Here is a 12,809-nt window from a genome sequence, read left to right as displayed (position 1 = left end):
GTGACTAAGCCTGCTTTCTCCTTTGAGTTTTTCCCAGCCAAAACCGAGCAAGGCCATGAAAAGCTACTCGGTACTTATGATGAGCTCAATAAGCTATCACCTGCGTATTTTTCGGTGACTTACGGGGCTGGCGGTTCAACCCGTGGCCGTACGTTAGATATCGTGCAAGCGTTGTGTGCGCGCGGTGACACGGATATTGCGCCGCATATGTCTTGTATCGGTGATGACAAAAGTCAAATCGCTGAACTACTCGATCTTTATAAAAGTTTGGGCATCACACGCTTGGTTGCCTTGCGTGGTGATTTACCGTCAGGTCAGGTAGGTATGGGTGAGTTACCGTTTGCCTTAGACTTAGTAAAGTTTATCCGCGAACATTCAGGCGATCACTTCCGTATCGAGGTCGCAGCCTACCCTGAGATGCATCCGCAAGCACGTAGCTTTGAGTTTGATGTCGATAATTTGGTGAATAAATATCAAGCGGGCGCCAATGCGTCGATTACCCAGTTTTTCTATAATGCCGATAGCTATCTATATCTGCGTGATACCTTAGAAAAACGCGGTATTGACACGGTAGCGCAGCCTTTGGTCGCTGGCATCATGCCGATTACCAACTCAAGCAATCTCGTACGCTTTGCTGATAGCTGTGGCGCTGATATTCCGCGTTACGTGCGTAAGCGCTTGGCGGATTTTGGCGATGACCGAGCTGCTATCCGAGAGTTCGGCTTTGATGTCGTTTATCGTTTGTGTGAGCGTCTAATCTCTGAGGGCGTACCTGCTATGCATTTTTATAGCATGAATAAGGTTGAGCCAAATAAACGCTTAGTCGAAGCTTTAGGCTTGATTGCTTAAATATTTATCGAATGTATTGCTGAATGACTGGCGTTCTTAGGGGCGCCGGTCTTTTTTGGTATGGGAATTGCATTTATACCAATTTTACTTATGATAATCCCTTTACCCACCCAAATGATATTCTGCTAAGATATTGAAAAATATCATGACTCCCATTATAGGAATAAGTAATTTTGCGACGTTTCTTTTATGCCACTAGTAGCGATAGCAGTGATAAAAATGCCCCAACCTACCCACAACTGAGCACCTTAGCTATCGGTGCTAGCGTCGAGTTGACCGAAAGTATTGTCCATCATTGGTGCCGTGTACTGCGCGCCAATATCGGCGATACAGGTATTTTATTTGACGGTTTTGGCGGTGAATATCAGGTACAGCTCAATAGCATTAGCAAAAAACACGCCACTGCGACGTTACTGGCACACCTAGAAACCGATCGCAATGCCGCTGTCTTGACAAAAATCGGACTGGTGATGAGTCGCGGCGAGCGCATGGATTACGCCATTCAAAAATCCACTGAGCTTGGTGTCACCGCTATTCAACTACTCGCCAGCCACCACGGTGAGGTCAACCTAAAACCTGCGCAAGTGGAGAAAAAGCTGGCACATTGGCAGCAAGTGGCTATTGCTGCTTGTGAGCAATGCGGCCTTAATCGCCCGCCCCTTATTCTCGCGCCATTATCGATTGATGACTGGCTGTCAAATATAGCGGCCAACGAAAACGACAAAGAGATGGCAGTTAGCCCAATCGTCGCTGAGCTAAGTAAAGATGCCTACTATCAAGCATTACAGCAACCAGCAGATTTACGTCTGCAGCTAAGCGTGCCAGCAGCAGGACAACCGCTGATGCCTGAGGCGCTGCCCGTCGTTTTGAAACAACAGACGCCTTATGTTGAATTACTAATCGGACCTGAGGGCGGGCTCAGCGCTGATGAATGCGCCAAAGCTGCTGACGTTGGTTTTGCAGCGTGGCAAATTGGACCAAGGGTGCTGCGTACCGAAACTGCGCCTGTCGTTGCCTTAGCGACATTGGGCTCATTGGCAACCCTGCACACCTTACATATGTAGGCATCAAATTGCCATCGCTACATCGCTACATCGCTACATCGCCATTTATTATTTAATTTGATGTTATGAGTCCTATTATGACCGATTTTACCCCTATGCCAATATCGGATAAACAGCAATTATTGGTCAAGCTGTGCGAGCAATTTGAAGACGCTATCTTTATATTGGACGACAAACTGCGCTATCTATCCGTTAATGCGAACTATGAGCTGATGCTTGGCTATACAGAAAAATTTTTGCTTGGCCGTCCGCTTGGTATCTATGCAGCCGAGTTTTTGTCTGAAGAAGAGCAAGGTGTGCTTAGAAATCTGATTAACAGTTTAGACAGTACAGGATTTTGTGAAATTGATTTTTCGATGGCAAATCGCTATGGCGAAGTACTTGACTGTCATATCACCTATCGCAAAATTTACTTAGAAGACACCCCTTATTACGTTGGTACCATACGTAATATGGCGACGCTGGCTAAAAACAGAAAAAAGGTCGCCCATCTGTTAAATTATGACCAGCTAACTGGACTGCCAAACCGTAAAGTATTTTTAAGTCAAACCAGTGAGTTGTTAATAGAAAGCTACCAAGAAGTGGTGGTCGTGCGTTTTAACATTGACCGTTATCGCAACCTTGCTATCTTATTGGGACCAGATAATATCAACAAACTGGTAGAAAATTTTGTCTTACGTATCACCGAGTTAGAGCTGGACAATTTACGCTGCTTTTCGCATTTTGGCGGTGACGACTTTGCTTTATTATTTGAATGCAACGATGCCAATATGGTTCGCCATCAATTAGACAGTTTAATGCAAATGTGCGAGCGGCCTTTTTTCTTAAATGACAGCATGGCAAAAGAAGCACAAGTCTATTGTCATATTTCGGTTGGGGTCAGCTATTTTCCTGAAAACGGCAATGAGTTCATCGGCTTATTGACCAAAGCCGAAAAAGCGTTGAATTACGTCAAGCAGCAAGGGGGCGATGATGTCTGTTGGTATCATAAATCGATTAACGAGAGGAATGCACACGATATACAGTTAGAGTCTGAGCTTAGGACGGCCAGCAACGAATGTCAATTTGTGCCTTATTACCAACCAAAATTCGCCTTAGATACGGGTGTGATTAGCGGTTTTGAGGCGTTGGTGCGCTGGCAACACCCTACTCGCGGCTTACTAAGACCCGCCGATTTTATGGATGCCATCATTTCTCATAAGTTATCGTTTGAGCTATTTTCACAAATGGCGAACCAAATTGCCAAGCAATTGACCGTTTGGCAAGATTTGGGCTTTGAGCAGCACATCTGTATCAACGCCGATGCGGCCGAGTTTAGCCATCCTGATTTTTTTGACTTGGTCAGTAACTTGTTAGACAGCCATAAACTTGCCGCTCACCAACTGCACATAGAGGTGACCGAATCTTCATTGATACAGCGCCATGCCAATGTCAAAAAACAACTGGATTTACTTAAAGAACTTGGCATCTGCCTGGCGCTCGATGACTTTGGTACAGGTTTTGCCTCGTTAAGCTATTTACAAGAATATCCGTTTGATTTTATCAAAATTGACAAAAGCTTTATCTCTAAGATTACCAATGACCGTACGCAGCGCGCCATTGTTAAAGCGATTTTGGATTTAGCAGAAGCGCTTGATATGCACGTTATCGCCGAAGGTATTGAAAACGAGCAGCAACGCGATTTACTGCTTAGTATGGGTTGTCAGTACGGTCAAGGTTATTGGTTTGGTAAACCGATGACGGCGGACGAGGCCACTAAGATGCTTATGCAGCAACATTTGTCTAAAAACGACCGTCCTTAGGATTATCTATTAAAGCGAGATTTATTAAAGCGATATTGTTTGAATTTTTCTACTATTATTATTAAATAATGCTTAAGTTTTTAGCGTATAAGCTCGATGATATATAGGATGCAACACAGGTTGATGACTTATCAGTATTGTCACCAAACTTGTATATTTGCCAGTGAACGCCTATCTTTTACCAAGAATTTACGAATACAATCATAATTCTTTTTCACTCTTCTCAATTTATTTCATATGATCGGTGTTGTTGTCCGTTATTGATACAGACAAACCCTTTAACAGTAAATAGTTGGCAACTCAGACTATTCATAATAGTCGATGACAGTTGCTGTTTTACTGCCGGTCGCATCCTAAAAAAGGACAGGAAGTTATGCAATATAAAGCGCCCCTACGTGATATCCAATTCGTGATGCATGAGTTACTTGACAGCGAAAGTCACTACAAAACCTTACCAGCGTTCCAAGAAGCGGATCGTGAGTTGATGGACAGTCTGTTTGAGATGGCGGCAAGCTTTGCGGAAAATGAGCTGTCACCATTGAACCAAAGCGGCGACGCGGAAGGCTGTCATTTTGACAACGGCACTGTTACCACGCCAAAAGGCTTTAAAGAAGCGTATAAAGCTTATTGTGAGCTTGGCTTCCCAGCCTTGTCTGCTGAAGAAGCATTCGGCGGTCAAAACATGCCGTTCTCATTATCAACAGTTATCAATGAGATGGTTGGCACGGCGAACTGGTCATTTTCTATGTATCCTGGCCTATCACATGGCGCGATTCAAACCATCGAGCACCATGGTACTGAAGAGCAAAAACAAACTTACCTTGAAAAAATGGTCACCGGCGAATGGTCAGGTACTATGTGCTTGACTGAAGCGCATGCGGGTTCTGACTTGGGTATTATCCGCACCAAAGCTGAGCCAAACGATGACGGCACTTATAGCATCACTGGTCAAAAAATCTTTATCTCAGCGGGCGAGCATGACCTAACCGACAATATCATTCATATCGTCCTAGCCCGTCTACCAGGCGCGCCTGCTGGCACTAAAGGCATCTCGCTGTTTATCGTGCCTAAAGTCATGGTCAACGCAGACAGCAGCCTTGGCGAAAACAACAACGTCGTTTGTGGTTCTATCGAGCACAAAATGGGTATCAAAGCGTCAGCGACTTGCGTGATGAACTTTGATGGCGCAACTGGTTATTTGATTGGCCCAGAAAACCGCGGTCTACAGTGCATGTTTACCTTTATGAACGTGGCCCGTATCGGTACCGCCGTTCAAGGTTTAACGGCAGCAGAATATGCGTTCCAAGGCTCATTAACCTATGCCAAAGACCGCTTAGCGATGCGTTCATTATCAGGGGCAAAAGCACCAGAAAAAGTCGCTGATCCTATCATCGTTCACCCAGCCGTTCGTAACATGCTATTGACCGAAAAAGCCTTTGCTGAAGGCGGTCGTGCCCTCGTTTATTACCTCTCACACTTTGCGGATACTGTTGCAAAAGGCGAAGGCGATGATCTTAAATTTGCTGACCAAATGCTGTCACTATTGACACCGATTGCTAAAGCATTCTTGACTGAAACTGGTCTAGAAGCGGCTAACCATGGCGTACAGGTTTATGGCGGCCACGGCTTTATCAGCGAATGGGGCATGGAGCAAAACGTCCGTGATACCCGTATTGCTTGCCTCTACGAAGGTACCACTGAAATCCAAGCGCTTGACCTACTCGGCCGTAAAGTATTGGGCTCACAAGGTAAAATGCTGGCCAACTTTGTCAAAGTTATCCAAACTTTCTGCGAAGAAAACAAAGACAACGATCAAATGGGTCAATTTATCCGCCCACTTGCCAAACACGTCAAAGAATGGGGCGATTTGACCGCGCGTATTGGCATGCAAGCGACTGAAAACCCAGATGCAGTTGGCGGTGCGGCTGTTGACTACTTATACTTTAGCGGTTATGTCACGCTAGCTTATTTATGGGCGCGTATGGCATTGGTCGCGCAAACTGCATTGACTGACGGCACTGGCGAAAAAGCCTTTTACGATGCCAAAATCAAAACAGCACAATTCTACTTTGCAAAATTATTGCCGCGTACTACCACGCACGTACAGCGCATCAGCACAGGTGTTGAGCCGTACATGACCATGGACGTTGATCAATTTGCGTTTTAATGTATAGAACGTTGCAAGTGTAGTATCTATTTTAATAAGCAGTTCCTATCGGCAACATACTTAGGTGTGTTGCCGATTTTCTTAGCGGCTTTATTGCTAATAGTTTTTGGTGGACGCACAATTCACGAAGAAAACCACCCGGCGTTACGCTAATTTGCTAAACTTTAACTATCTATGTTTAAGCTACACTCACAAGAAAATTGAACGCTTTGCCCTACTCACTTTTATTTATTTAAACCAAAGGAATGTTTATGGCTGTTTATAATGCCCCTCTTAACGACATGCGCTTTATCCTAAACGACGTATTTAAGGCGCCTGAATTTTGGCAAAACAACGAAAACCTTGCTCATGTCGATATGGAAACTGTCGATATGATTTTGGAAGAAATGGCAAAACTGTCAAAAAACGTCTTATTACCTATCAACCGTAGTGGCGATGAAGAAGGCGCAACCTTTGAAGGTAATGGCGTTGTCACCACCCCTACTGGCTTCAAAGACGCCTATAAGCAGTATGCCGAATCAGGTTGGGTTGGCTTAAGTGGTAATTCTGAATACGGCGGTCAAGGTTTCCCAAAAATGGTCACTATGTTGACCGAAGAGATGGTATTTACCGCCAACCAAGCATTTGCTCTATATCCAAACCTAACCGTAGGCGCAACGCTTTGCTTAAATGCGGCGGCGTCTGAAGAGCAAAAGCAAACTTACTTAGAGAAAATGTACAACGGTGAATGGTCGGGTACTATGTGCTTGACTGAGCCGCATGCTGGTACTGACTTAGGTATTATCAAAACCAAAGCAGTACCAAACGATGATGGTAGCTATAACATCTCTGGTACCAAAATCTTTATCACCGGCGGTGAGCATGACCTCACAGAAAATATCATTCATTTGGTATTGGCAAAAACCCCGAATGCGCCAGAAGGTTCAAAGGGTATTTCGCTGTTTGTGGTACCAAAATTCTTGGTTAATGAAGATGGCAGCTTGGGCGAGCGCAATACGTTGGCGGTTGGCTCTATCGAGCATAAAATGGGTATCAAAGCCTCTGCGACTTGCGTGATGAACTTTGATAATGCCAAAGGCTGGATGGTTGGCGCAGAAAACACCGGTCTGTCTTCAATGTTCATCATGATGAACTATGAGCGCGTGACCATGGGTCTACAAGGCTTGGGTGGTTCTGAGCTTGCTTATCAAAATGCGGCGCTATATGCCAATGACCGTGGTCAAGGCCGTAGCGATACCCAAATTCAAAGCCCAGAAAAACCTGCTGACGCCATCATTTATCATGCCGACGTACGCCGTATGCTGTTAAATGCCAAAGCCAACACCGAAGCGTCACGTTGTTTTGCGATGTACGTCGCCAAAAACCTAGACCAAGAGAAATTTAGTACCGATCCTGAAGCCGCTCAAGCAGCCGCTGCACGCGTTGCCTTACTGACGCCAGTTGCTAAAGCTTTCTTAACCGATAAAGCGTTAGAAGCAACCATTGATTGTCAGCAAGTATTCGGCGGTCACGGCTATATCCGCGAATGGGGTATGGAGCAAATCGTCCGTGATACCCGTATTGCTCAGATTTATGAAGGCACCAATGGTATCCAAGCGCTTGACCTACTAGGTCGTAAAGTGGCAAAAAATAACGGCAAATATGTCACCCATTTCTTAGGTGAGATTCGTGATTTTGTCAATAATATGCAAGCGGATCATGGTATCAAGCAAGCAACGCTAAACGCTGCTGATACGATTGAAGAGTTAACCACTACAGTACTTAGCAATATTGGCGCACGTAAGAGTGAAATTAATGGCTGTGCCGTTGATTACATGCATGCGTTTGGCTACCTTGCCTACTCATATATGTTTGCACTCATGGTCGAAGCTGCGAATGGTAAAGAAGGTGAGTTCTACACCAATAAAGCCAAGCTTGCCGATTATTTCGTTGGTCGTATCTTGCCACGTATCGACGCTCACGCGCAGATGGTAAAAGCTGGCAGTGATCCAATGATGAACTTTGATCTTAGTTACTTTGATGTACCTGCTAGCTAATTGTTTACTTTTATAATAAAGTAAGCCATACCGTACAACGATAAAAGGGACAGTCACGCTACTGTCCCTTTTTTTGCCAAAAATATTGTGGCAGCCATTAAAGAAATTAGACGAATTAAAGAAAGAAGAGAAATCAGCATAGTAAAGGTCAGAATAACTGTTAACAAAATAATTAAGCGCCGAGAGATGGTTACGATTAAAATAACGCAGAGCTAAGCGCATTAACTTTAATAAGGGTTTTTAGTTTTAAACAGTAAAGTGATGCATTGGCACGCTAAAAATTAACACTCAAAAACTCCCCTCACTTATTGCAATATTGATAAACACAGCATTTGCTAAAAAAAATATCTCCTTGCCCATACTCAATAATAACAATGATTGAAATAACTACCATAAGGGATGCAATGTGTCAGAAATAAAACACATTTTACAACAGATTACTGCCTTAAGTGATGTGCCAGATCCTGCGGTACTCAAGCGCTTAATCGATGAGCTACGTGTCAGCGACAAAGAGCCGGCATTAGCCAATCAAAAGATGCAAGATTTGATTGATATTTTACGTCAGCATCCAGAATACGCCGATGGACTGTCAAGCTTCGTTTTAAAACTCATCATTGAATATCGCCAAATTGCGTTATATACCGATACGGGCATCATGTCAGATCAAGGCTTTTTTAATAGTCTGCGGCGCCTTATCGGTCATCGTTTTTTGCCCTTGTTGCCACAAGAAGATTCCGTCATAGAATTGGTCGGTTATTTATTTGACAGACGCTCGGATGAGCGCTGGCTTGCCAATATTGACAAAGACAAATGGGATGAGATGGTCGGCCTACTCAAGGTCAATGAGCAGCATTTAAATTTGGTCGCAACGGCAAAAAACAGTATCTTAAACGCGATTATCATTTTATCGTATCGGATTAGCGGCATCGGCTTGCATCCAGATTTGATGGAATTTTATCCGCAAATGCTCAATTACTCGGCGTCATTTGTGGCACAAAATCAAGAAGCTGTGCTGTACGTCAATCAATACCGAGAAGCGCATGAGCTCGACACTCTAACCGATATTATCCCTGACAAAGCGGTCGATCCTGCGCCATTACTAGTAATGATTGAGCAATGTGAAGATATCGTTGCCACTATCCGTAAACGTATCTATAAAACGGGTATTTCAATCCGCCTAACCAACATGATGCTGCGCTTGGATCAAAGCCTACAACGGATGCGCATTTTAACTGAGCTGGTAGCAGATAACTATGATAAGCGTGATCAGGCTATTATTGAGCTCATTCAAGCGCTGATTACGAGTGCCAGTCGCCGCTATAGTATTGGTTATTTGATTGATAATAATACCAAGCTGCTATCGCGCAAAGTTACCGAAAACGCCAGCCGCGTCGGTGAGCATTATATTAGTACCGACAAGGCTGGCTACCAGAAAATGTTTAAAAAAGCTTCCATCGGTGGCTTTATCATTGCTTTTATGGCAACTACTAAGATACTGGCCTACCATCTGGCGCTGGCGCCGATGGGACGCGCCTTTATCAATAGTATGATTTATGGTTTAGGCTTTGTATTTATTCACATCGTCCACGGTACGGTCGCTACCAAACAGCCGGCTATGACAGCAGCGGCAATCGCCTCTACAATCTCTGATGGTTCTGGTAAGAAATCGCACCAATTAAACAAGTTATCAGAGCTGGTGGTCGATATTTTACGTACCCAGTTTGTTGCGATTATGGGTAACGTCATGTTGGCCATACCCGTTGCCCTGATTATCTCGTTTGCGTGGTTACAGTATACTGGTACTCCGATGATCAATACTGACAAAGCCGCACACTTATTGCATGACCTTGACCCTTTTCATTCCTTAGCGCTTCCTCATGCGGCTATCGCTGGCGTGTATTTATTTTTAGCCGGTCTTATCGCAGGTTACTATGATAATCTGGCGGTTTATAATCAGATCGGCGCCCGAATTCAGCGTCATAAGCTTTTGCAATACTTATTACCCAAAGCTTGGCTTCAGCGTTTAGGCGGCTTTATCGAAGCCAATCTCGGCGCCATTATGGGCAACTTTTTATTCGGGGTGTTCTTAGGCAGTACGGCTACCATAGGCTTTATATTTGGCTTACCGATTGACATACGTCATATCGCTTTTGCCTCGGCGAATCTGGCGCATGGGTTATTTCACATACCTGCCAATCAATGGGATTGGACGGTTTTTTTCATCTCTATCTTGGGCGTAGCCCTTATCGGTATGGTCAACCTCATGGTCAGTTTTTCGCTGGCATTGTTTGTCGCCCTGCGCTCTAAAGAAGTCAAGTTTATGGAATGGAGCCGTTTAACCAAGCAGCTTTTTAGTCATATGCTAACCCACCCGTCCGACTTTTTTTGGCCACGTGACAAACCTATGAAATACGCTCGTATCGATAGCCAAGGTCATATGATTTTTGATGATACCAATGCTCATAAAGGCGGACAGACCATACCGCATAACTATGTGGTACGCCGTTTATCTGACGTCAAAATTCTGCCCAAATCTAAGCAAAAAAGCATGCAAAATGAGCAGGCGATTACTGATATAGATTATGATAATAACATATCGGATAGTCATGCTGACGCGGCGCTGAAAAGTCGAGAAACGCACAGTACTACTAAGCCAGTAAGCGCCAAAAAAACGATTGACCTCGATGATGGACTAATAGATGAGGAGCTAAATAGCGTCCCTTATAGTAATGACATCCAATACGATAAGTCGTATAAAGACGACGACAGCAATCCTGATAGTAAAGCTGCTGGCGATGCCAAAACGCCCTTGCCTAAACCGAAAAAACCACCAAACCTACCCAGTTAAGGGGACGGTGTTGGTGGCTTAAATAGCAGCTTAACTAACGGTTTTTTTGATTTACGAATTAAGTGATAAATTAGTTTTTTACAGATTTTATCTCAGACAATATAGTCAAAATAACCTAAAAACGCTACGGTATTGCTGATATCAATTTTTTGTAGCCACTGTCTGCGCAGGTACAGCAAGCAAGAAAAATTGATATCAGCAGTGCGTGATGTATCGATATTACTTTTCACTCACTATAGCATATAAAGTGGCATGACTATTGTTCTGTTGGCTCTTCTGTTGGTGCTATACAGTGAGCACTTGAGGTGATGGCTTTACCGTCGCCCAAGCGATAAGCAAATAAATAATTACCCCAAACACAGCCACCATCAAGCGCACGCGCATGCGGTAAATCAACCTCAGCTTTAAGCGCCGCCCAATGACCAAATAAAATCTTGCGTGCACGTGGTACTTGCCATTCAAACCAAGGCAAAAAATCTTTTGGCATGGGCTCATCTAATCCTGCTGAAAAATCAAATTCGAGCGTGCCATCTTGTTTGCATAAGCGCATACGGGTGAAATAATTGGCAATCGCTCGCATTTTGGTATAGCCATGAATGTCTGCATGCCATTCATCGGCAGTTTTGCTATATAGATTCGGCAATAAGCGATCAAGCTGTTCTAAGCTGCCTTTTAGTTGGGCCTCTAACTGCTGTGCATATTTCGCCGCCGCCTTAATCGTCCAATGCGGTGGGATACCTGCATGTACCAATACCGTCTGCTCATCAGGATAAGCCAGTAGTGGCTGATGGCGTAGCCATTCTAACAATTCATCGCAATCATCGGCAGCAAAGATAGGTGCGGTTTTGTCTTTTTTCTTGAGCGCTGTTGCCCCGCGCCAAACCGCAATTAAATTGATATCGTGATTACCCAATACCGTTGCTGCAGCCCCTTGTTCACATAGTGCTTTGACATGACGTAGGGTACTTAACGAATCTTCACCGCGTGCTACCAAGTCACCTGCGAACCATAACTTATCTTGCGCTGGGTCAAAATCTAAAGTTTCAAGTAATTGCAGGTAGGCCGCATAGCAACCTTGCAAATCACCGATGACATATTGATGGCGAAAACTCATAAACCCTCTATCATTTTTGTTTGATAAATTAAGCTTCTAATAAATTAAGACGCTAAGTGACGCGCTTGATTGCTCAAATTGACAAAATCTTTCACACTTAACACTTCCGGACGCGCTTGTGGATCGATGTCGCAAGCGGCGAAATCGGCTTCGCTCAGCGTCGGCAATAACGTAGAATTTTTAAAAATAGCGCGTAGTGTCTTACGGCGATGGTTAAAGGTCTCACGTACCACAAGTGCGAAATATTCCTCATCTTCTGCTACGATTGGTTTATTGATATGCGGCGTCAAGCGAAAAACCGCACTGGTGACTTTTGGCGGCGGATTAAAGGCGCCGCGCGGTACGGTCAATAAATAATCGGTATCGCAATGGTATTGCATGATGACCGATAGACGACCATAGGTTTTGCTGCCAACGTCAGCGGTGATACGCTCAACCACTTCTTTTTGCAACATAAAGTGCATGTCTTGAATGACATCGGCATAACTGAGCAAATGAAACAGTATCGGCGTAGAAATATTATACGGTAGATTGCCCACCACGCGCAGCTTACCGCGCTCAGGACTATATAGTTCACGATAATCAACATGCATGGCATTGTCTTTGATAATCGTAAAGTTTGGATGGCTGTTAGCCCCAATACGAATGCGCAAACTATCTGCCAAGTCACGATCCAGCTCGACCACGGTCATCGCATCGACTTCTGCTAATAGCGGCTCTGTTAGCGCGCCCATACCGGGTCCAATCTCAATTAAATTATCATCACTCTCTAAACGAATGCTCTCAACAATCTCACGAATAACACTACGGTCATGTAAGAAGTTTTGACCAAAGCGTTTACGCGGTTGGTGTTTGGCAGCGCGTAGGCTGTTAGAAATAGATTGAGCATCAAACGTAGTTTTGGACATAAAAAGGTCTTAATCGATAAA

General features: G+C 44.3%; 8 protein-coding genes. 6 read left to right on the top strand and 2 right to left on the bottom strand.

Annotated elements, in window-relative coordinates; genetic code table 11:
- From AB8P72_RS06190 to AB8P72_RS06165, 6 genes are all read left to right on the top strand, one after another.
- On the top strand, nt 1-849 hold the full coding sequence (locus AB8P72_RS06190; RefSeq protein WP_289050353.1) for a methylenetetrahydrofolate reductase: 849 nt from the start codon (nt 1-3) through the stop codon (nt 847-849).
- A 173-nt stretch (nt 850-1,022) separates the two neighbouring features.
- The gene (locus AB8P72_RS06185) at nt 1,023-1,913 is read left to right on the top strand and encodes a 16S rRNA (uracil(1498)-N(3))-methyltransferase (RefSeq protein ID WP_238060561.1); all 891 of its coding nucleotides are present in this window, start codon (nt 1,023-1,025) and stop codon (nt 1,911-1,913) included.
- A gap of 77 nt (nt 1,914-1,990) precedes the next feature.
- Nucleotides 1,991-3,715 (top strand): bifunctional diguanylate cyclase/phosphodiesterase, encoded by a 1,725-nt coding sequence (locus AB8P72_RS06180; RefSeq protein ID WP_289050356.1) that lies wholly within the window; start codon nt 1,991-1,993, stop codon nt 3,713-3,715.
- 373 nt (nt 3,716-4,088) lie between these two features.
- On the top strand, nt 4,089-5,882 hold the full coding sequence (locus tag AB8P72_RS06175) for an acyl-CoA dehydrogenase C-terminal domain-containing protein (RefSeq protein ID WP_102076338.1): 1,794 nt from the start codon (nt 4,089-4,091) through the stop codon (nt 5,880-5,882).
- A gap of 251 nt (nt 5,883-6,133) precedes the next feature.
- Nucleotides 6,134-7,918, top strand: a complete 1,785-nt coding sequence (locus tag AB8P72_RS06170; protein WP_369958226.1) for an acyl-CoA dehydrogenase C-terminal domain-containing protein — start codon at nt 6,134-6,136, stop codon at nt 7,916-7,918.
- A 406-nt stretch (nt 7,919-8,324) separates the two neighbouring features.
- Nucleotides 8,325-10,766: a site-specific recombinase gene (locus AB8P72_RS06165; protein ID WP_068405215.1), complete on the top strand. Its 2,442-nt coding sequence runs from the start codon at nt 8,325-8,327 to the stop codon at nt 10,764-10,766.
- Nucleotides 10,767-11,022: 256 nt separating this feature from the next.
- On the opposite strand, the gene AB8P72_RS06160 is transcribed toward AB8P72_RS06165, so the two are convergent.
- Both AB8P72_RS06160 and rsmA read right to left on the bottom strand, forming a co-directional pair.
- Nucleotides 11,023-11,880: a symmetrical bis(5'-nucleosyl)-tetraphosphatase gene (locus tag AB8P72_RS06160; RefSeq protein WP_305935299.1), complete on the bottom strand. Its 858-nt coding sequence runs from the start codon at nt 11,878-11,880 to the stop codon at nt 11,023-11,025.
- Between the two features lie 44 nt (nt 11,881-11,924).
- On the bottom strand, nt 11,925-12,788 hold the full coding sequence (gene rsmA, locus AB8P72_RS06155; RefSeq protein WP_201542745.1) for a 16S rRNA (adenine(1518)-N(6)/adenine(1519)-N(6))-dimethyltransferase RsmA: 864 nt from the start codon (nt 12,786-12,788) through the stop codon (nt 11,925-11,927).
- Nucleotides 12,789-12,809 lie beyond the last annotated feature (21 nt).

This window comes from Psychrobacter sp. CLB018 (assembly GCF_041222815.1).
Classification (GTDB): Bacteria; Pseudomonadota; Gammaproteobacteria; order Pseudomonadales; family Moraxellaceae; genus Psychrobacter; species Psychrobacter faecalis.
This window is presented reverse-complemented; position numbering and strand designations above follow the sequence as displayed.

Excerpts from the sequence above, each read along its gene's own strand:
- AB8P72_RS06180 (WP_289050356.1), top strand. The coding sequence starts at position 1,991 with ATGACCGATTTTACCCCTATGCCAATATCGGATAAACAGCAATTATTG.
- AB8P72_RS06175 (WP_102076338.1), top strand. The coding sequence starts at position 4,089 with ATGCAATATAAAGCGCCCCTACGTGATATCCAATTCGTGATGCATGAG.
- AB8P72_RS06170 (WP_369958226.1), top strand. The coding sequence starts at position 6,134 with ATGGCTGTTTATAATGCCCCTCTTAACGACATGCGCTTTATCCTAAAC.
- AB8P72_RS06160 (WP_305935299.1), bottom strand. The coding sequence starts at position 11,880 with ATGAGTTTTCGCCATCAATATGTCATCGGTGATTTGCAAGGTTGCTAT.
- rsmA (WP_201542745.1), bottom strand. The coding sequence starts at position 12,788 with ATGTCCAAAACTACGTTTGATGCTCAATCTATTTCTAACAGCCTACGC.